We start from the raw sequence: 20,882 nt of genomic DNA, 5'->3' as shown, positions 1-20,882 counted from the left end.
AGCCGCTAACTAACCTGCTTACCGCTGATCACCCACTGCACGAGCGTCTGCAAGCTATGGCGACGGTGCTGATGGACTATGAAGGCGATATGCGCATGATGCGCCACGAGATGATGGAGCATCTCGGTGACGCGGCCCGGGCCAGGTTGAGTGTTGCCTTTTACCGGCATTTGTTTGCCCCCCTTACCCGGGTGATGGACGAAGCAATTGCCACCGGTTTGATCCGCAGTAATCTTTCGGCGGCGACAGCAGCGATGCTGTTTCTCAGTCTCTGCGAAACCTTTCACGAGATGACCCTCCCCAGTCCGATGGCGCAGTGGGTGGGTAGCGTCTCCCCGTCTCTGTTAGTCGATCTCTTTTTGCACGGCGTTGGTCAGCCCACCACGCCCAATTCTTCAGTAGGAGCAGTACAGGCATGAGTACGTTACCCCAGTCTCGACCGCGTTTTGGTTTACCCCGTCTTCCCTGGCCGGTGTTGATTGCGGCCGGCCTTTTGATTGCAGTTATCGTGACAGTTGTTGTTCGTTTCACTGCCGCATCGACTGCCGATCCGCTGGCCGGTCTCAGTCTGGCCCCGGTAACCCGTGGCGATTTGCGGTTGACCGTTAATGCTACCGGTTCGGTTCAACCGAACCAGACCGCTGAGTTGAGCCTGACGCTCGGTGGTCGGGTGCAAGAGGTGCTGGTGACGGTCGGGCAGCAGGTTGCGGCAGGTGATCCGTTGCTGCGCCTCGATGACCGCCAGTTGCAGGCCGATGTGGCGGCGGCTGAGGCAGCCGTTGCTCTGGCGCAGGCCGATTTACAGGCGCTACGCGAGCGCGCAACGCCCGAACAGCAGGCTGAGGCCGAGGCACTGGTTGCCGCTGCTCAGGCCGGGCTGGCGCAAACGCAGACGAATGTGACGCCGGCAGATATTGCGGCTGCGCAGGCTGCGGTGACCGAAGCCCGTGAGCGTTTGCAGAAGTTGCTGAACGGGGCTACGAATGAGCAACGGGTACGCGCTGAAGCAGCTCTGGTGCAGGCCCAGGCCGAACTTGAGCGGCAGCGCGATCTGCTTTCGGCGGCTAAATCTGAGGCCCTGGCACGAGTAGAAGCTCAGGCCAATGCTTTGCGTAACGCTCAGAGTGCATACAGTGATGCCTACTGGAATTGGGAGCACGTGAAGGCAAATGGTACCGATCCGCGCACCGGACGCTCTCTCAACGAAGCCGAGCAGCGCGATTTTGAACGTGCGTTCGAGCGAGCGGCACGAACATTGACCGATGCAGAATCTGCATTAGCCCAGGCCCAAATCGCGTATCAGACGGCGGTGCAAAATGAGGTGAGCGGTCTGGCTACGGCTGAGGCACGGGTAGCTAGCGCACAGGCCGATCTCGATGCAATTCTGGCCGGCCCTGACAGTGATGCAATAGCTGCGGCCCGAGCGCAACTGGCGCGGGCCGAGGCCGAACTAGCCCGTCTGACTGGTGCAGCACGGCAGAACGCGATTGCCGCCCAGCAGGCACAACTCGCCGCGGCGCAGGCCCGTCTCGCTCAATTGACTGCCGATCCACGTGCCAGCGATCTGGCCCGCGCCGAAGCTCGGCTGGCCCAGGCCCAGGCACAACTCGAAGCGGCCCGCATCCGCCTGGAAGAGGCTACGCTGCGCGCACCATTTGCCGGTGTGGTGGCCGCTGTGAATGTTTCGGCGGGTGAAGCGGTCAGTGGTCAGACCCCGATTGTCCTGATTGATGTCAGTCGCTATCTGGTGAAAGTGACGGTTGATGAAGTTGATGTGGCGCGGGTGGCGCCTGGGCAACCGGTAGAGGTGACGGTTGATGCTCTGCAGGGGCCGCCATTCCGTGGTGAGGTGGTGAACATCGAGCCGCTCCCCGCCGGTACCAGTGCCGTTACCGCTTATCGCGTGACCGTTGCCTTTGATCCGTCCGGCCAACCGGTGCGCGCTGGGATGACCACCACGGCTGCGATTATTGCCGCCACGCGCAGTAATGTCTTGCAGGTTCCGGTGACTGCTCTTCGCAATGAAGGTGCCAAGACCCTGGTTCAGGTTGTCACTACTGACGAAAATGGGCGGCGCACCATCAGCGAGCGGTCCGTTCTGGTTGGATTGCAGGCCAACGGTCTGGTCGAAATCAAGAGTGGTCTGGCTGAAGGCGAGCAGGTTGTTGTGCGCTAATCAAATCCTGGAAGGAGTGTTACTGTGACGACTGAATATCGAGGCCGGCCAATTGTTGAGTTGCGCAATATTCGCAAGACGTTCCCAACCGGCGATGGCGAATTTGTTGCGCTGGACGATATTAGCCTGACGATTGAAGAGGGCGAGACGGTCGCCATTATGGGACCATCGGGGAGCGGTAAGAGTACGCTGATGACGCTGATCGGGTTGCTCGACAGCCCGACAAATGGCGAGTATATCCTTGATGACGTTGATGTTTCGCGTCTGAACCGCCAGGAACAGGCCCGGATTCGCAATCGGAAGCTGGGCTTCGTCTTCCAGAACTTTAATCTGTTGCCCCGCCTGACGGCGCAGAAAAATGTGGAGTTGCCGCTGGTGTACGGTCGGGTCGGTGCGCACGAACGGGCCGAACGGGCGCACACAGCTCTGGAAGCGGTCGGTCTGGGTCACAAGCTCAATAACCTGCCCAACACGCTGTCGGGTGGGCAAAAGCAGCGGGTGGCGATTGCGCGGGCACTGGTGCATGATCCGGCGATCATTCTGGCCGACGAGCCAACTGGTGCCCTCGATACGCGCACCGGGGCCGAGATTATGGCGCTCTTTCGCCAGCTCAATCGCGAACAGGGGCGAACTATCGTGATTGTCACCCACGATCCGGAGATTGGCCGGCACATGGATCGGGTGATCGGTCTGCGTGACGGACGCCTGGTTGACAATATCTTGAGCGAATACTACGGGGTTGAGGTGCTGGAAGAGGTTGAGCGGAGTCGTGATCTGGAGCCAGTACCGGTACCGGTGCGGCGTCAGCCAACCGACGAGTCTGCCTGATGCGCTGGTACGGCCAGACCATGATGAGAGGGAACTATGCTCACTGAGTTAATTGCAATGGCGTTTGACAGCCTGCGCGCTAATAAATTTCGCTCGTTACTGACCATGCTCGGCGTCATTATCGGCGCGGGGACACTGGTTGCAGTGTTGTCACTGGGGAACGCCTTGCAGGGGCAGGTCTTCGAGCAATTTGTTGATCTGGGTACCCGCCGGATTGCCGTGACGCCGGGCGATCCGCGGGCGAAGGGTGCCCGTGATGTGCCCGGCTACGGTCTGCTCTCGATCCAGGATTTTCAGGTGTTGAATCAACTGGTTAGCGACCGTCCTGATCTGTTTCGGGCGATTGCACCAGAAATCACGGTCAGCACCCAGGCCCGGGCCGGTACGGTCGCTTTGCAGACCCTACTGGTTGGCACCAGTGCTGACTATCCCCAGGTTCAGCGCACACCAATGCTGCACGGACGTTTTCTAACCCCCGCCGATGAAGCAACCGGAGCGCGGGTTGGGGTGCTGGGCTGGCTGGTGGCTCGTGATCTCTTCGGTGCCGACAAAGAGGCGTTGCGGAATGTTATTGGGCAAACGATTGAGGTGAACGGCCAGCCGATTGAGATTATCGGCATTATCAACGAAAACGGTGGGCCGTTCTCGACCGACGGTCGCATTTTTACCCCGGTAAGCACCATGCGGCTACGGCTGATCGGCGATCTTGACCTGCCGGGGCGTGGGTTGCAAATGAGCAGTATCCTGCTCGGCTTGCAGAGTGAACAGCAGCTCAACGAAGCGGTAGCCTTGATCGAACGCACGTTACGGGCGGCGCGGAATGTTCCCGCCGATGCTATCAACGACTTTGATCTCCAGACCCCCACGCAGGCCCTGAACGTGCTGGCCGGCATCAGTACTGCGATTACCGGTTTCATTGCCGTAGTCGCCGGGATCAGTTTGGTCGTTGGTGGCATTGGCATTATGAACATCATGCTGGTCGCGGTCACCGAACGCACCCGCGAGATTGGGGTACGCAAGGCGCTAGGGGCCAGCGATGGTGATGTGCTTGGTCAGTTTGTGATGGAAGCGGTGGCGCTGAGTCTGGTGGGCAGTTTAATCGGTGTGATCGGCGCAATCGGCATTGTCTGGCTGATCAGCACGGTGAGCGGCATTGCCACCGGTATCTCATGGATCGGCATCGTGCTGGCCCTGACATTCGCGTCGGTGATCGGGATCGGGTTCGGCTACTACCCGGCCCGACGGGCAGCACTGTTGCCGCCGATTGAGGCGTTGCGGTATGAGTAATGAGCAGATGTGACGTTACACCACAGTTTGCTCGACAGGGTGCCAAAGGTGATCCTCGTGCTGAAGCGTTCTCAGGTGTGCCATCGGTGAGTAGGGGCGACGCATGCGTCGCCCCTACAGGTGTGCGGTAGGGCTACCAGATTTATCTCAGTAATCATCATCGCCCAGCCAGATGATCCTGAAAATGTATGTTATCCCCGTGACCGGCAGAATAACCGATGCGACATTGCCCGGTATCAGGCATGGCAACTGCAAAAGCCACGCTCCCGCACCTACGCGAGGTAACTACATCCTACCCGGCAGTAGACGGATGACCACTGTCTTAATCTTCCGGGCTGGTGACCAGTTCGGTACCGGCGACCCAGCCTTCGCGCCCATCGGTCGTGCGAATTTGCCACCACGGATAACCGTCTTTCTCTTGCGGGCCGGCCAGTAGCGTGAGTTGCGTGCCGGGGGGCAGGCCGTCGAGGACGGTTGAGTCGAGGCCAGGGGCGCTGCGCAGGCGCAGATTTTTGCCGCCGGCCTTTTGCACATACGCCACACCACCAACCTGTAAGCCGCCGGTTGTGGGGGTGGCTGCCGGGGTGCTGGGGCCGATCTTGACCACGCCACTGCTGCCCAGCGCACCGATGGCACCACTGATGTCAGTGGCGGAGGCCGTTGGACTTACTGTTTTGCTGCCGGCAGTGGCCGTAGCCTGTTGATCGCGCAATCGCTTCAGTTCAGCCTCCATCTGCGCCAGCCGTGCTTCAGCCTCGGCCAACGCCTTGCGTACCTTTTCGGCGGCTGTGGCATCCTGCTGCGCTGCCTCAAGCGCTTCCTGCAACCGCTTAATCTCTTGCGCCTGGCGACCGATCTGATCGCTCATCGAACGCAGTGCTTCGCCGACCCCCTTGCCCGCCTCGCCCTCGTCCTTCTTGCTGCCATAGTTGATCATGGAACGACCCCTTCCCTTGCGCATTGCCACCGCATCTACGGTTAGATGCATTATAGCTGTTTCCGGACGTGTTGTCAGCGTGATAGATCGACCTGGATTGCCTCTGCGCAGCGTTCGCCACTAAGCATGGCAGCATTGATGCTACTGGCTTCCGTCACTTCCCCGGCCAGATACAGACCACGCCGTTCGGTTCGGTTGTCGGGCAGGTTGGGGTGCAGGCCGGGTGGTTGGCGGAACTGACTGAATGGAATCCGGTCAACCCGCAGGATACGGGCATTCGCCAGCGCAGTGGTGGCCGTGGCTTTGTTGATGAACATGCGATTCAGATCGACCATTGTGCGGGCGACGACCGTGCTGTCATCCTGTTCGGGAACGCCGAGGATCGCTGCGGCGTAGAGATGCCAGCCGGCGGGCGCATAGCCCGGTGCCACTGCACTCATGGGGGCAAGGGTGTTGACAAAGGCTTTTTCGTCGGCATTCAGGATTAGCTTCTTGCCCCGATACAGCGGCTGGCGGGTAGCCAGCCAGACACATGCCGAACCGAGCTGGCCTTCCGGCATCGGTAGACCGCTGAGGCGGGCTGTTTCGGGGGCCGGGGTTGCCAGGACGACGGCGTCGGCCATCATTGTACTGCCGTCGGCGAGACGCACGCCGCACACCCTGCCAGATTCCTCTACCAATGCCACCGCCCGTGTATTGAGCCGTATGCGTCCGGCTGTGCGCAGATCAGTCGCGAGTTGTTCGGCAATGGCGCCCATCCCCCGATTCGGCACGACTGTCTCACCGTCGCTCATCATCTTGAAGTTGAACCGGAAACACTTGGCGCTGGTTTGTAGCGACCGATCCAGAAAGATGCCGCCGAAGAAGGGGCGGAAGAAGCGGTCAATCATCTGGGTGCTAAACCCCAGTGCCCGTAACTCTTCAATCGTGGTGCGATCCGGGCCGGCCAGCAGGTCATCAATCGTGTGCCGGCGCATGCGCAACGCCACCTGGAGGGTGCGGAGCTTATCGCTAAAGGGAACGACCGACGCTAGCACAGCCCCGGCTAGTGCCGCAAGATTGCGATCCCGGAGTGGATCGGTTAACACGAAGTGACGGCCTTGCCAGACGACAATCGCACTTGGATCAAACGCTCGCAGGTCTAACGCCGAGAGCTGAAGTTGCCGTTGTACCGCCGGGTACGCGGTAAAGAGCACCTGGAACCCACGGTCGAGGATAAAGCCATCAACCTGATCAGAACGCACCCGGCCACCGAGACCATCGGTGGCTTCGATCAGGGTCACCTCATACCCCTTGCGGTGGAGTGTCCGCGCACACACCAGACCGGCGACACCGCCGCCGATAACAAGTACTTGCATACTCCTTCCTTCTAGGTAAGCACGTTAACATTTCGAGTATACTATGTTTCACAGCGAGCCTGCTCGAAAGGATAAAGGGGGATATCATGATCCACAACTTCAATCCCGGCCCGGCAGCGTTGCCGCTTGACGTGATCGCACGTGCCCAGGTGGAACTGGCTGATTACCACGGCTGTGGGATGTCCGTTCTTGAAATAAGTCATCGCAGCAAGGAATACGAGGCAATCAATGCGGCAGCGGAAGTCAATCTGAAGGCGCTGCTGGGCCTGGGTGACGATTATCGCGTGTTGTTTATGCAGGGCGGTGCCTCGATGCAATTTGCCCTGATTCCGCTCAACCTGTTGTCTGCCGGTGCCACTGCTGAGTATATCGTCACCGGTACCTGGGGGGAGAAGGCGTATGAAGAGGCGCAGCGGGTCGGTCCGGTGCGGTTGCTGGCAAGCACAGCCGCCGATGGCTACCGCAGTTTGCCGTCCACCGATGCCATCACGCCTGATCCACAGGCCGCCTATCTCCATCTCACCACTAACGAGACGATTCAGGGGGTGCAGTGGCCGGCTGAACTGCCCGATCTCGGTTCTGTACCGCTGGTTGCCGATATGAGCAGTGATTTTCTCTCGCGGCCATTCCCGGTGCAGCGCTTCGCGCTGATCTACGCCGGTGCGCAGAAGAACCTGGGGCCGGCGGGTGTTACTGTGGTCGTGATTCGGCAGGATATGATCGAGCGCGGACGCAAAGACCTGCCGGTCATTATGCGCTACGCCACGTTCGCCAAAAACAATTCACTTTACAACACACCTCCCGTCTTTGCGGTGTATATGGTGAATCTAGTGCTGGAGTGGATTAAGGATCAGGGTGGATTGGCGGCGATGGCCGAACGGAACGCCCGCAAGGCGGCACTGGTCTACGCCGCGATTGATGGTAGCGATGGCTTCTACAGCGGTCATGCGGTGCCGGCGGCGCGTTCGCTGATGAATGTAACCTTCCGTCTGCCCACGCCCGAACTGGAAAAGCAATTTCTGCATGAAGCCCAGGCCGCTGGGATGGTCGGGCTGGCCGGTCATCGTTCGGTAGGCGGCATTCGCGCATCGCTGTACAACGCGGTCGCACCGGAGTCGGCGGCAGCTCTGGCCGACTTTATGCAAGACTTCGCCAAACGCCATGGATGAGCATCCTTACGCGGCAGCCATCACCTTCATTCCGGTCACCGATTTGCAGGCGAGTGCACGGTGTTACGCCGATGCACTCGGCCTACCGCTGGTGCTGGATCAGGGTGGGATTCATATCTACCGGGTAGCGCGGGGTAGTTACCTCGGTTTGTGTCAGTGCGCTGAGCCGGTGATTGCCGATGACCGTCTCATCCTGACGATTGTCAGTAGCGACGTTGATACGATCTACGAGCGGCTGGTTGCCGCCGGTATTGCCACCGACGGCCCACCGCGCGAAAACCCGCGCTATCGCATCTACCACTTCTTTGCCCGCGATCTCGATGGCTATCGGCTGGAAGTGCAGCGGTTTCTCCATCCGTTCGACGAGGGTTGACGCGGTTTCAGCCATCTGTGATCGGCCAAAAGCTGAACTGCCCCCGCCCATGCCCATCCGCTGCCATCCACGGGTTGCACCCTTCGTGGGGCAAAAACTTGATATAATGCCACCGGGATTGGCCGGACATCCTTGCCGGGTTATCTACTACGTTGAGATATTCGCTTATGCGTGTTGTTATGCTCTCGAAGGCCGTGGTCGCCGGAGCCTACCAGCGCAAGCTGGAGGAGATCGCTCGCCTTGGGGTAGAGTTGACCGTTTTGACCCCGGACGGCTGGCGTGAACCGCGGGTTGGACTTATCCCTCTTGAACGGCGCTTCACCGACGGCTATACCCTGCTCACAGTGCCTATTGTCTGGAATGGTCATCATCATATTCATTTCTACCCCGGCTTACGTCCGCTGCTCGCCCGCCTGCGGCCACAGGTCTTCCACATTGATGAAGAGAGTTTTAACCTCGCTACCTTTCTGGCCATGCGGGTCGGACTGGCGGTCGGTGCGCGGTGCTGTTTCTACAACTGGGCCAACATTGATCGGCGCTACCCACCACCGTTCTCATGGTTTGAACGCTACAACCTGCGCCACGCCGCGCACGCGATTGCCGGGAACCAGGAAGCGGCAGCCATTTTACGCCGTCACGGCTACAAAGGGCCGCTCAGCATTATCCCCCAGTTTGGGGTCGATCCCGACCTCTTCACGCCACGTGATGCAGAGCGCCAGCGATCAACCTTTATTGTCGGCTATGTTGGTCGGCTGGTGCCGGAAAAAGGGGTGGTCGATCTGGTGCAGGCGCTGATCGGTCTCCCAACCACTGTCCGGCTGCGACTGATCGGTGATGGGATCGAGCGTACACGCTTGCAAAAACTGGCGGCAGCTTTGGGGGTGAGCGAGCGGCTTGAAATCAGGCCGGCGGTGAGCAGTACCGCGGTGCCGGCAGCAATGCGTGATCTTGATGTGCTGGTCTTGCCGTCGCGCACCCAGGTAAACTGGAAAGAGCAGTTTGGGCGGGTATTGATTGAAGCGATGAGCTGTGGCGTACCGGTAATTGGATCGACGTGTGGCGAAATCCCGCACGTTATCGGCGACGCCGGGATCGTCTTTCCCGAAGGCAATGTCGCTGCGTTGCAGGCAGCACTTGTGCGCTTGATCGAACATCCCGATCTCTGGCACGACCTGAGCCGGCGCGGACGGCAACGGGTGCTGGATTCGTTCACGCAGGCGGCCATCGCCCGTCGTCATGTCGCCGTCTACCAGGAGATGGCGCGATGAGCGGCGAGCAGTAGCTGAATAAAAGCGAGCTGTAATGTTCTTTTCAGGCAGAGATTGTATGCTGGAAAGCAGCATTCACCAACCGTAAGGAGTCACCAATGCCGATTAAATCAGATCGCTGGATTCGCCGTATGGCACTCGAACACGGCATGATTGAGCCGTTCGTCGATCACCAGGTACGCCGGGGGGTCATCTCGTATGGTCTGACCTCGTATGGTTACGACATGCGCGTCACCGATCACTTCAAAGTCTTCACCAATGTCTACAACGCCCTCGTCGATCCGAAGCAATTCGATCCGCGCTCCTTTGTTGATATTCGCGCCGATTACATCGATATTCCACCGAACTCGTTTGCGCTGGCGCAATCGCTGGAGTATTTTCGCATCCCCCGCACAGTGAGTTGCATCGTGATCGGCAAATCGTCGTATGCCCGCTGCGGTATCATCATCAACGTTACCCCACTCGAACCGGAATGGGAAGGCCACGTCACGATTGAAATCAGCAACACGACCCCGCTCCCGGCGCGCATCTACGCGCACGAGGGTATTGGGCAGGTCTTGTTCCTGGAGAGTGACGAGCCGTGTGAGGTATCGTATGCCGACAAGAAGGGCAAATATCAGGGACAGACGGGGATCGTGCTGCCGCGGATCGATCCGTAATGCCGCGAGACGTTGTGGTTGCCACAACGTCTCGCTCGCGACCGTAATTTAATTACACTTCCATAACCATCGGCAGTACCATTGGCCGCCGCCGCGTCTCGCGATAGAGGAATTCACTCACCACATCGCGAATTTTGCGATTGATGTAGGCTGCGTCTACCGGGTTGCTGCCATTGCGGCTAGTCAGAGCAGCGCGCACCGTTTCTTTGGTGGCCTCGATCAAATCCTGGCTCTGGCGCATATAGACGAAGCCACGCGAGACCACGTCTGGTCCGGCAACGAGCTGACCGGTGGCGCTATCAATGCTCACCACTACGATCAGCATGCCGTCTTTAGCCAGCAACTGGCGATCACGGACAACCACATTGCCCACATCACCAACCGTCGTACCATCAACGTAGATATACCCAACCGGGGCCTTGCCGGTAATCTTGCCGAAGCCGGGGGAGAACTCCATAATTGTGCCCCCTTCGGCCAGCAGCACCCGCTCACTGTCGGGCACCGCGCCAATTGTTGTCGCCAGCTTGCGGTAAAGCATCAGGTGGCGATAGTCGCCGTGGAAGGGCACAATGTAACTGGGGCGTAGCAACGCCAGCACCAGCTTCAGCTCTTCCTGCGCAGCGTGTCCGGAGACGTGGACCCGTGCTTCAGGGCCATAAATGACCTCAGCCCCTAGCTTGAAGAGGTTATTGATCACCTTATTGACACTCACCTCGTTGCCGGGAATCGGCGTAGCAGAGAGCACTACAGTGTCGCCGGGTTTGATCTTGACATTCGGATAGTCACGATTGGCCATGCGGTTAAGGGCCGACATTGGCTCACCCTGGCTACCGGTGCAGACGATAGCAATCTCCTCGTCGGGGTAGGCCGACATTTCGTGCGGACGGATGATGGTACTCTCATCGGCCCGCAGATAGCCTAACTCGAAGGCGATGCGGGCATTGGTCTCCATACTCCGCCCGGCCAGCATCACTTTACGGCCATACGCCTCTGCCGAGTCGATTACCTGCTGAACGCGACTGATGTTCGAGGCGAAGGTTGCGATAATGATCCGGCCCGGTGCGGTAGCGAAGATATTATCAAAGGCTTCACCAATCGTCGCTTCACTGGGGGTGTAGCCTTTGGATTCAACCCGTACACAATCGGTTACCAGCACCAGCGGCTTGCGATTACCAAGCTCGGCAATCTTCTCCAGATCGGTCGGCCGGCCATCAACCGGCGTGTGATCGAGCTTCCAGTCGGTCAGGTAGACCAGCAGACCGGCAGGTGTGGTAATGGCAAACCCGACTGCATCGGGGACAGAGTGGGCAATGTGGAAGGCTTCGACAGTAAACTGACCAACCTGAAACGGTACCCGTTCATTGATTTGAACGGTCGTCACCTTGTCGTGCAAACGATGTTCGCGCAACCGATTGCCAAGCAGGCCCAGGGTCAGTCTGGTACCGTAGATCGGCGGAAAGCCCAAATCGGCGATCAGATGTGGCACGGCACCGATATGGTCTTCGTGACCGTGGGTGAGGAGAATACCGCGAATATGATCCGTCTTCTCGCGTAAGTAGGTAATGTCGGGCAACACGAGATCAACACCGAGCATATCGGCATCGGGAAACATGACGCCACAGTCAAGAATGACGATGTCATCGCCATACTCGACCACCCACATGTTCCGACCGACCTCCCCGGCGCCACCGAGTGGAATCACACGGAGACGTTGTTTGGCCATAGATTTCTACCAGGATCGTTGTGCAGACGATCCCTACTCCTTTCTGTTGTATCCAGATATTCGCTTACAAAGGCGCTCCAGCGCAGGCGCCTTACGCACGTATGGTGACAGGGCATACCCGAACCCTGAACGTCCCTTTTGGTTGTCGTCGGCATCAAGATGCCGGCGCATGTACTGCGTCTGTCGTAGCGCGTGATCGCACACGCGCCATTTCCTCTTGAATGACCCTGATCAGTTCCGCCCGTCGTTCAATCCCGGCACCAATGATCAGGCGTTGGCGGCCATGGGCCTGGCGATGCAGCCAGCGGCGCAGCGGATTGGCTATTGTTTCAGCCGGATCGTACCAGCACAGAATTACAGCCGCTTCATCGGGTGTTACCGGGTGTGGCTGAAGAGCACTCATCACGTGCCAGGGATAACACAAACGAACACCCAGCGTTTCGTACTGAAGTCCCTCTGCTTCCGGGCGAAACGTCGCGTCCCATTCGGCGATCAGGTTCCAGATCAGCAGGGGTGTGGCCACAACCAGCACCAGCATCAGCAATGCCGGCACAGTTTGCTCAAGTGCCGACGGTTGGGCCAGAAGCCGTTGCAGATCAGACAGAAATGCGGCGGGATGCAGACTCAGCCGAAGCGTACTGGAAATACTCCACACCGCAAAGACCCAGAGGATCATTGCCACGGCAATCATCAATAGGTTGTCACGCCGTCCTGCCGGCGCGAGGCGATAGTTTTGTGACATTGAATCGTCGCATTGCTGGCGACTTGCGGCCAATGGTCAGAAGAGATGGAGTTGCTCTGGCGGCTCGTCGGGCTGTGGTGTTGGATTCGAAGCCATCTTTCGTTGCCGCTCGGCTTCGGCCAGAATGTCGGGCAGGCGGCGAAAATCGGCTTCGAGCAATGGCCGGTTCTGCGGCTGATGAAGCGCAGCCGCCGGGTGGATCATCGGCACGATTAATCGCCCCTGAACATAACGCGGTTGACCGTGAATCCGCGAAATTCGTTCACCGGGCAAAAACAGACCCATCGAAAAGCGCCCCAGCGTCACAATCACTGCCGGATCAATGGCCGCAATCTGGCGCATCAGAAACAGTTTCGTACACGTCGCAATTTCTTCTGGTTCGGGATCACGGTTCTGGGGCGGACGACATTTCACAACATTCGCAATATACACTTCGTCGCGCCGCAGACCGGCCAGGGCCAGCAGGTCGGTCAGAAACTGGCCGGAAGGGCCAACAAATGGACGACCCTGCCGGTCTTCGTGATAGCCCGGCCCTTCGCCAATCAACATAATACGTGCGTTTGCCGGCCCCTCACCGGGCACCGCACGAGTACGTCCTTTGTGCAGATTACAGGCGGTGCAGTGTTGCACCTCTTGCGCAATAGCAAATAGTGTATGATCGGCTGTCACGCGCTTACCCTCGCATGCTCAGCTTTACCAATTTATATTATAGCATACCAATCGGATGGTTGCAGATTTTCGATCCGGCTGATTTTATGCTACACTACCAGTAATAGCCGATTTGCCCGACAGGAATAGTCGCCCATGACAGAACGTTCGTCCTCGGCCCAGTCGCCGTCTCATGCGGATTCGCCCCAGTGGTTGCTTAATCGAGCGGAGTTGACGGCGGTGATCGCCTGGTTGTTCGCTGCGCCAACCCCAGGCGAACTGCGGATCAGACTGGAACAGGTGCAACAGCGGTTGCTGGACGAACACGATCCATTGCACGCTGCCGATGATCAGGCCATCCGCTTTACGCCAGAGGTTTTGCAGGCGGAACTGGAACAGATCGCTGCCGCCCAAACATTGGAGCGGGCACATTACTATCTTAACCGCCTGCAACGCTCATTGGACGGCCCGCGCTTTGCGCCGGACAGCGATATCGATTTGCGGCGCTGGAAGGAATATGACGACATTCTGACCGATAGCCTCTGGTTCATCGAGCGCCGTGATGGCTCCGGCGTTCACCGCGCCGACTACTGGGGGAATTTCGTTCCGCAGATTCCCCATCAATTCATCCGTCGCTACACCCGTCCCGGCGAGTGGGTGCTTGATCCATTTGCCGGCTCAGGAACAACGCTGATCGAAGCCCGGCGTCTGGGCCGTAATGCGATAGGGGTGGAACTTCAGCCGGCGATGGTGCGCCATGTCGAGGAGTTGCTGGCTGCCGAGCCGACGCCACATCCGACTGTTGTGGTTATCGAGCAGGGCGATAGTCTGACGGTGGATTTTGCCGATGTGCTGAGACGCTACGGCACCAGTACGGTACAACTGGTCTTGCTCCACCCACCCTACCACGACATTATCCGGTTTAGTGACGATCCACGCGATCTCTCGAATGCCCCGACCGTCGATGAGTTTCTCCAGCGCCTAACCATCCTGACCGAACGGATTGCCGGGCTGCTGGATCGCGAACGCTATCTGGTGCTGGTCATTGGCGACATGTACCGGCACGGCGAGTGGTATCCGCTCGGTTTTCAGGCAATGGAAGCCGTGCGCTCCTGCGGCTTTCGCCTGAAGAGTATCATCGTCAAGAATATTACCGGCACCCAGGGCAAGCGGGGCAGCAACGAACTGTGGCGGTACCGGGCTCTGGCCGGTGGTTTTTACGTCTTCAAACACGAATATCTGTTTCTGTTCCAGCGCCGCTAACCTTCTCGTCAGGAGGAGCTATGCTCAAGATAAGTGTGATCATTCCGGCACTGAATGAAGCTGCCCAGATCACCACCTGTATCCAGGCAGTACGCCAAATCGATCCGACAGTCGAGGTGATTGTTACCGATGGCGGGAGTGAAGATGATACACCGCGACTGGCGCGGGCTGCCGGAGCGAAGGTGATAAACGCACCGCGTGGTCGTGGTCTTCAGCTCAATGCCGGTGCTGCGCTGGCCGGTGGTGATCTGCTGGTCTTCCTCCACGCCGATACACGCTTGCCGGCCAATGCGTTTACGTTGTTGCAGGCGATGTTCGCCGATCCACAGGTGCAGATAGCCAAATTCTGTCTCTCGTTCGACGATCCTGATTGGCTGCTGGCCCTGGCGGCACGGTTAATGTGGTTCGACTCTCTGCTTACCAGCTACGGCGACCAGTGTATGGTGTTGCGACGCAATCTCTTCGAGGCACTGGGTGGATTCCCCGATTGGCCCCTCCTTGAAGATGTCGAACTCTTCCGACGGGCGCGTGCCGTGACGCGGGTTCACGTGGTGCCGGCGCAAGTCGTAACGTCGGCCCGCCGCTTTCGCGCCAACGGCATTGTCCGTCAACTGCTCCACGATTTCTGGCTCTGGTTGCAATATCTGGTCGGAGTGTCACCCTACGAAATTGCCCGTCAGTACCGTTGAATGGCTGAATGGCGGGCCGGTGAGTCGGTGTACAATACAATGAGAAACATTACGCCGGGAGCACGTACCTTATGACGTATACCTCTTTCGCGACGATTGACGAACTACAGGCTGCGCTTGCCGCGCATGCCTACATTGCCGACCGTGCGCTGACAACCGCGATCTTTCTGGCCCTGAAGCTCAACAAGCCGCTCCTGCTGGAGGGTGAGGCCGGTGTCGGCAAGACCGAGATTGCCAAAACCCTGACTCGCATGCAGGGGCGAGAACTGATTCGCCTGCAATGCTACGAAGGGCTGGATGTCAATACCACCATCTACGAGTGGAACTACGCCCGGCAGATGCTACAAATTCGCCTGCTGGAAGCGCAGGGGGCCGCCCAGAACGCCGCAGCCCAGCAGAGCATCTTTGGCCCGGAGTTTCTGATCAAGCGGCCTTTGTTGCAGGCAATCGAGGCACGCGGTGATCAACCACCTATTCTCCTGATCGATGAACTTGATCGCGCCGACGAGGAGTTTGAGGCGTTTCTGCTTGAGCTGCTCTCCGACTGGCAAATCTCTATTCCTGAGATCGGCACCATCCGGGCCGAAGTACCGCCCACCGTGATCATCACCTCTAACCGCACCCGTGAAGTACACGATGCGCTGAAGCGCCGTTGTCTGTTCTACTGGGTGGATTATCCGACTCTTGACAAAGAGATACAGATCGTCAAGGCTCGTGTTCCTGGCGCCAGCGAGCGGCTGGCGCGGCAAGTCGTGCTGGTGGTGCAAGAGTTGCGCCGGATGGACCTCTACAAATTGCCCGGCGTCGCCGAGACCCTCGATTGGGTGACTGCCCTGGTGGCGCTTGATCAAACCGAACTGACGCCGCAGGCAGTCGAGGATACGCTCGGTGCCATTTTGAAGTATCAAGACGACATCGCTCAGGTTCGTGGTCAACGCCTGAACGAGCTACTGAAACGCGCAAGTGTGGGGGTGGCATGAGCGCAGAGATCGATGTCGCAGCGACCCTGGCTGCGTTGCGGGCCGAGGTGCGTACCCGGCGGGCTGCATTGCCGGCAGCCGAACCGACACCGACCGAACGTGAATTGCAGCGTGTGCTGGAAGAGCTAGAGTACACCCGGGTTGTCAGCGCCCACTGGCCGCTGGAAGGCCGCAATCCGCTTGAGCAGGTCGTGGCGTTGATCAACAAAGTGGTACGGCGTTATCTGCGCTGGTACATCAACCCGATTGTCGAACAACAAAATTCGTTCAACGATACCGCAGCGCGGGCTATCCGCCTGTTAGCCGCCGAGAACGCCGCTTTGCGTGCCGAACTGACTGCTCTGCGCAACCAGATAGAACAATCGTCATCATGAGTCGTATTCTGATCTGTGCCACGCAAGTTCCGTTCGTTCGTGGTGGCGCTGAATATCTGGTTGAAAGCCTGCGCGATGAGTTGCAGCGCCATGGCCACACCGTTGATGTGGTCGCGCTGCCGTTTCAGTGGCATCCGGTAGAACGCATCATCGACAGTGCCCTGGCCTGGCGCCTGCTCGACATCAGTCACATCAACGGCGAGCCGGTTGATCTGGTGATTGCAACCAAATTCCCGTCGTACCTGATCCGCCACGCCCGCAAAGTGCTCTGGCTGATACATCAGCACCGGCAGGCTTACGACTGGTATGGGACGCCGTTGAGCGATTTTGACGGTTCGCCTTCACACCGGGCAGTACGCGAGCAGATCTTTCGGATTGATAGTCGGGCCCTCAACGAATGCCAGGCCCGTTTCACGATCTCGCACAATGTCAGTCGGCGTCTCGAACGCTTCAACGGCCTGAGCAGCACACCACTCTACCCGCCCAGTCGCTACACCGGCAAATTGTGGGCAGGTGACTACGGCGACTACATTCTCTCGCCAGCCCGGCTTGATCGGGCCAAGCGGATTGATCTGCTCCTGGCAGCGCTGGTGCAGACTGCCTCGCCAGTCCGTGCTATCATCGCCGGCACCGGCCCTGATCGCGAACGGTTGCAGCGTCTGGCTGCCGACTACGGGCTGGGTGATCGGGTCAGTTTTCGCGGTTTTGTACCGGACGACGAGTTGATTGACCTCTACGCCCACGCCAGAGCCGTCTACTACGCACCGGTTGATGAAGATTACGGTTTTGCGACGGTCGAGGCATTCGGTGCCGCTCGCCCCGTCATCACTACCGACGATGCGGGTGGCGTGTTGGAGTTCGTCCGCCACGGGGAAAATGGCCTCGTTTCACCTCCCGACCCGGCAGCGATTGCCGGTCACGTTGATCAACTGACCGGCGATGTTGCCCTTGCCGCACGCCTCGGTCGTGCCGGCAGGCCGCTGGTTGATGGTATTACGTGGGATCGGGTGATTGGGGCGTTGTTGGGGGGGTGGGAGGAGAGAGGAAATAGGAGAGAGTGAAGAGGAAATAGGGGTAGATGATAGGGTGTGTGAGTACCGCACGCCCGGCTTTCTCACCTCTCGCCCCTGAGAGCGCACGCCGCTGGCGCACATCTGCTTACGCTCTCACCCCTGGCAGCGTGCGCTGCCGGCGCACCCGCAACCTGTAGCGAACTGCACTTTCGACACGTACCGATCAGGTCATTCCCATCCCCAACCATAACTATCCGTCCTATTCGCGACGTGCCGTGCGTGTCACCTGCATGAATGTGTCGGTGGCGTAGGGGCGGGTTCTGAACCCGCCCCTACGGGAGGTGCATGTGCCCGTTTGCCATCCGAGGGCTGCGGTGAACGAGGGGGGAAGGGTTCGTTGTGGGTCGCGTACCAGACGGCGGAGCGCATGCACACTCTCACCCCTGGCAGCGTGCGCCTCCGGTGCGCATCAGCTCACGCCCTCGCCACGAACAGCATGAGGAGTGCGCACTCACCTACTCACTCTGCCGCCCGGTCTGACACACTCAGAAATGCTATACTGCCTCTGAGTAGAAAGGAGCACGTATGGCGTTGATGCAGTTGTCTCGACAGCGTATCGCAGCGCTGTTGACCTGCTGGCTTTGTATGTACCTGGTCGCCTGCGTGGCACCCATGGCGCAATCATCGGCAACTGTAACCCCTGAACCATTACCGGCAACACCAACTGCCGTTCCAATCACTGCCACCGATCTGCTGCAACGAGCGCAGGCAGCGCTTGAGATTGGTGATGATGACACTGCTGCCGAATTGCTTAGTCAGTTGTTACAGGTTTTCCCGGCTGCGCCGGAGACAGCACCGGCACGCCTGTTATTGGCCCGTTCGTTCGCCGACCGTGCACGCTGGACATCGGCGGCTGAGGTGCTGCGGCCATTGCTCGCCGTACCGGGCACACCGGCGTATGCGCGGGCCCTGTTTCTGACCGCGCGCGCCCATGAGGCTGCCGGTATGCACGAGGCCGCCGTAGCGACGTATACCCAGTATGAAGCGCTAAACACCCCACTGGCACCGTATGCAGCAATGCGAGCAGCCGCACAGTTGCAGGTGCTCAATCGTCTGGCAGAGGCCGAGACCACCTATCTGCGGGCCGCCGCCGGTGAAATGGCCGCCGGTCAGCGTGCCGCTGCTTACGAACGGGCGATGATGCTGGCCATTGCACAGGGACGGCTAGCTGATGCCATCGATTACGCCCGCAACATCCTGTCCTTTGCCACTCAGGCTGATTACCGGGCACGCATGCTGGTTCAGGCAGCCGATCTGGCTGCAACCGCCGGTGATCCAGCGACCGCCAATGCGTTGCGCCGTGAAGCACTGGCAGCCTTCGCCGGGGCAGAGACGGTCGCCGCGGTAGATGCGCTCCGCGCTGCCGGCGACCTGCTGTTCGATCCGTTTGCGGCGGCTGCGGCCTATCGCACCGTCGAACGCTGGAATGACGTGATTGCCATGCTCGATATTGCCCTAGCACGCGAGCAGAATCCCGGCGAAGCGCTGCGCCAGCGCGGGTTGGCCCGGCGTGCGCAAGGAGATTTCGCGGGGGCATTGGCTGATCTGGCAGCGGCTCGTGAGCGTGAGCCGGACAGTGGTACCGCCCGTCAGGCCGCGCTGGACTGGATTCAAACCTACGGGCAGAGCGGGGCCACCGCCGAAGCAGCAGCGCTCTACCGTCAATACGCGGATGATCAGCCGGATGATCCGCGAGCGCCGATTGCTCTCGACCGGGCGGCCCAGTTGTACGACCGGCTCGGCGACAGCGCAGCGGCAACCGCTACCCGGCTCGAACTCGGTCAACGGTATCCGACAACAACGGTTGGCCTGACCGCGCTGCATCGGATTGCTCTGGCGCGTTTCGATGCCGGTGATCTGGCCGGTGCCGGCGAACTCTGGCGATTGCTGGCAGAGCGGGGAGAAGGGATCGGACAGGCGTTAGGCGCATTCTGGGCCGGACGAGTGGCGAAACAGATGGGTGATGAGGCGGCTACCTTCTTCTTCCAACAGGCAATTCAGGCTGCACCGGAAAGTTACTATGCAGTGCGTGCGGCTGAAGAATCAGGCACAATCACAGCAGGATCAATCCCTGTCGCTGCACCCATCGGCAACGACGATTGGGCAGTGCTGAGCGATTGGGTGCTAAGCTGGGCAAGTGGTGAGACCGATCCTGGCCTGGTTGGTATAGCTGAACGGGCACAGCTTCTGCGCGAGGTGGGGCTGTACACTGAAGCGCACGGCGAATGGCTCGATGGCCTGCGCCGGGCCGGCGACTCGCCGCTGAATCTGCTGGCGCTGGCGCAGGCCGCCTATCAGGCCGGTGCCACCTACCCCGCATTACTGGCTGCGGAACGCATCAATCGCCTTGCGCCGACCACTGCCGCACCGATACCGACAGCATTACTCCGCCTGCGCTTCCCGACACCGTATGTCGATGTAGTACAGCGTGAAGCAACTGCATTTGGGGTTGATCCATTCTTACTCTACGCCCTCATCCGGCAAGAGAGCCTCTTTCAGCCGAACGCAACCTCGTGGGTAGGCGCACGCGGATTAACCCAGGTCATGCCCGATACCGGGCGCGGGATTGCTCAAAACCTGGGGATCAGTGACTTCAACCTTGACGACCTGTACCGACCGCATGTCAGCATTCGCTTCGGCGCCTTCTACCTGGGTCGCCGGATCAGCGACATGAACGGCAGCCTGCACGGTGCGCTGGCCGCCTACAACGGTGGACTCGGCAATGCACAGCGCTGGGCAAATGGTACTGTCGTCGGCGACCCGGATCGCTTTGTGGAGAGCATCGACTTTGCGGAAACGCGGAATTACGTCTGGGCAGTCTATGCGTTTTACGGCGTCTATCGCGGGTTGTACGGGCGATAGAGTGAGGGAGTGTATTCCCTCACCTCCTCCCTAGCCCTGCTCCTCTCTCTTCAAGAGTGGACAGAATATATAGTCTGACGCAAATTCTTCCTCATCGGGAAGCCATGGCGTATACCGCTCATCTCCACTCTCCCGCTCATTGCTATGCATTACCCATAACTGTTGTCAACCACGTGCGTATCAGCGGGTATAACCGCTATGGGTGCTGTTGTGGGCGACTGGCCCGGTAATAGTGCGCAGCTCCAGCCGTGCCAGCACGTGCCGGATGGGTTGCCTTATGCACGCATCATGGGCGTGTCGCAGGGTTGGAGTGCGGCAGCTATGCTGCCGCGCCAGCCGTACTTACGATCCGGCGCGGATTGCAGCGGACTCCCGTGCCGGTACGTGCCCCTGATGACGGCGATGGCTGAACGCAGGCCGGCAGCCTGCCCCACAGCGTGCTGGTGCCGGTGGTGCATAGGGGCGGGTTCCGT

At 59.4% G+C, this 20,882-nt stretch carries 18 protein-coding genes and 1 pseudogene; 14 read left to right on the top strand and 5 right to left on the bottom strand.

Features of this window, described 5'->3' with window-relative positions:
- From VAE55_RS13635 to VAE55_RS13620, 4 genes and pseudogenes are all read left to right on the top strand, one after another.
- Window positions 1-419: pseudogene (locus VAE55_RS13635) on the top strand (TetR/AcrR family transcriptional regulator); the annotation flags it as partial.
- The gene (locus VAE55_RS13630; protein WP_322816320.1) at window positions 416-2,176 is read left to right on the top strand and encodes an efflux RND transporter periplasmic adaptor subunit; all 1,761 of its coding nucleotides are present in this window, start codon (window positions 416-418) and stop codon (window positions 2,174-2,176) included. The pseudogene VAE55_RS13635 and the gene VAE55_RS13630, both read left to right, overlap by 4 nt.
- A gap of 24 nt (window positions 2,177-2,200) precedes the next feature.
- The gene (locus tag VAE55_RS13625; RefSeq protein ID WP_322816319.1) at window positions 2,201-3,004 is read left to right on the top strand and encodes an ABC transporter ATP-binding protein; all 804 of its coding nucleotides are present in this window, start codon (window positions 2,201-2,203) and stop codon (window positions 3,002-3,004) included.
- A 36-nt stretch (window positions 3,005-3,040) separates the two neighbouring features.
- Window positions 3,041-4,291, top strand: a complete 1,251-nt coding sequence (locus VAE55_RS13620) for an ABC transporter permease (RefSeq protein ID WP_322816318.1) — start codon at window positions 3,041-3,043, stop codon at window positions 4,289-4,291.
- Window positions 4,292-4,613: 322 nt separating this feature from the next.
- Here the strand turns inward: VAE55_RS13620 and VAE55_RS13615 are convergent, their stop codons facing one another.
- The gene (locus VAE55_RS13615) at window positions 4,614-5,228 is read right to left on the bottom strand and encodes an SH3 domain-containing protein (protein WP_322816317.1); all 615 of its coding nucleotides are present in this window, start codon (window positions 5,226-5,228) and stop codon (window positions 4,614-4,616) included.
- A 74-nt stretch (window positions 5,229-5,302) separates the two neighbouring features.
- On the bottom strand, window positions 5,303-6,586 hold the full coding sequence (locus VAE55_RS13610; RefSeq protein WP_322816316.1) for an NAD(P)/FAD-dependent oxidoreductase: 1,284 nt from the start codon (window positions 6,584-6,586) through the stop codon (window positions 5,303-5,305).
- Window positions 6,587-6,672: 86 nt separating this feature from the next.
- Here VAE55_RS13610 and serC point away from each other — a divergent pair, with 86 nt between their 5' ends.
- The 4 genes from serC to dcd all read left to right on the top strand — a co-directional run bounded on the left by serC (window position 6,673) and on the right by dcd (window position 10,055).
- Window positions 6,673-7,755, top strand: a complete 1,083-nt coding sequence (gene serC, locus VAE55_RS13605) for a 3-phosphoserine/phosphohydroxythreonine transaminase (protein ID WP_322816315.1) — start codon at window positions 6,673-6,675, stop codon at window positions 7,753-7,755.
- Window positions 7,748-8,128, top strand: a complete 381-nt coding sequence (locus tag VAE55_RS13600) for a VOC family protein (protein ID WP_322816314.1) — start codon at window positions 7,748-7,750, stop codon at window positions 8,126-8,128. The genes serC and VAE55_RS13600 overlap by 8 nt, the downstream gene beginning before the upstream one ends.
- 167 nt (window positions 8,129-8,295) lie before the next feature.
- Entirely contained in the window at window positions 8,296-9,396 is a 1,101-nt protein-coding gene (locus VAE55_RS13595) for a glycosyltransferase family 4 protein (RefSeq protein WP_322816313.1), read from the top strand.
- A gap of 98 nt (window positions 9,397-9,494) precedes the next feature.
- Window positions 9,495-10,055 (top strand): dCTP deaminase, encoded by a 561-nt coding sequence (gene dcd, locus VAE55_RS13590; protein WP_322816312.1) that lies wholly within the window; start codon window positions 9,495-9,497, stop codon window positions 10,053-10,055.
- A gap of 52 nt (window positions 10,056-10,107) precedes the next feature.
- Here the strand turns inward: dcd and VAE55_RS13585 are convergent, their stop codons facing one another.
- The 3 genes from VAE55_RS13585 to VAE55_RS13575 form a co-directional block, all read right to left on the bottom strand.
- Window positions 10,108-11,778 (bottom strand): ribonuclease J, encoded by a 1,671-nt coding sequence (locus VAE55_RS13585; protein WP_322816311.1) that lies wholly within the window; start codon window positions 11,776-11,778, stop codon window positions 10,108-10,110.
- Window positions 11,779-11,932: 154 nt separating this feature from the next.
- Window positions 11,933-12,520, bottom strand: coding sequence for a hypothetical protein (locus VAE55_RS13580; RefSeq protein WP_322816310.1), 588 nt, complete (start codon window positions 12,518-12,520; stop codon window positions 11,933-11,935).
- 36 nt (window positions 12,521-12,556) lie between these two features.
- Entirely contained in the window at window positions 12,557-13,189 is a 633-nt protein-coding gene (locus tag VAE55_RS13575; RefSeq protein WP_322816309.1) for a uracil-DNA glycosylase, read from the bottom strand.
- Window positions 13,190-13,324: 135 nt separating this feature from the next.
- On the opposite strand from VAE55_RS13575, the gene VAE55_RS13570 reads away from it, so the two are divergent.
- From VAE55_RS13570 to VAE55_RS13545, 6 genes are all read left to right on the top strand, one after another.
- The gene (locus VAE55_RS13570; protein WP_322816308.1) at window positions 13,325-14,431 is read left to right on the top strand and encodes a class I SAM-dependent methyltransferase; all 1,107 of its coding nucleotides are present in this window, start codon (window positions 13,325-13,327) and stop codon (window positions 14,429-14,431) included.
- 20 nt (window positions 14,432-14,451) lie between these two features.
- Window positions 14,452-15,120 (top strand): TIGR04283 family arsenosugar biosynthesis glycosyltransferase, encoded by a 669-nt coding sequence (locus tag VAE55_RS13565; protein WP_322816307.1) that lies wholly within the window; start codon window positions 14,452-14,454, stop codon window positions 15,118-15,120.
- A 71-nt stretch (window positions 15,121-15,191) separates the two neighbouring features.
- The gene (locus VAE55_RS13560; protein WP_322816306.1) at window positions 15,192-16,100 is read left to right on the top strand and encodes a MoxR family ATPase; all 909 of its coding nucleotides are present in this window, start codon (window positions 15,192-15,194) and stop codon (window positions 16,098-16,100) included.
- A complete protein-coding gene (locus VAE55_RS13555; RefSeq protein WP_322816305.1) occupies window positions 16,097-16,474 on the top strand; it encodes a hypothetical protein in 378 nt (125 codons plus the stop codon). The genes VAE55_RS13560 and VAE55_RS13555 overlap by 4 nt, the downstream gene beginning before the upstream one ends.
- Complete coding sequence (locus VAE55_RS13550) at window positions 16,471-17,535, top strand: glycosyltransferase family 4 protein (RefSeq protein ID WP_322816304.1); 1,065 nt, start codon at window positions 16,471-16,473, stop codon at window positions 17,533-17,535. Before VAE55_RS13555 ends, VAE55_RS13550 begins: the two co-directional genes overlap by 4 nt.
- A 537-nt stretch (window positions 17,536-18,072) precedes the next feature.
- Entirely contained in the window at window positions 18,073-20,409 is a 2,337-nt protein-coding gene (locus VAE55_RS13545) for a transglycosylase SLT domain-containing protein (protein ID WP_322816303.1), read from the top strand.
- Window positions 20,410-20,882 lie beyond the last annotated feature (473 nt).

Origin of the sequence: Chloroflexus sp., assembly GCF_034432675.1 — a bacterium.
Taxonomy (GTDB): Bacteria; Chloroflexota; Chloroflexia; order Chloroflexales; family Chloroflexaceae; genus Chloroflexus.
This window is presented reverse-complemented; position numbering and strand designations above follow the sequence as displayed.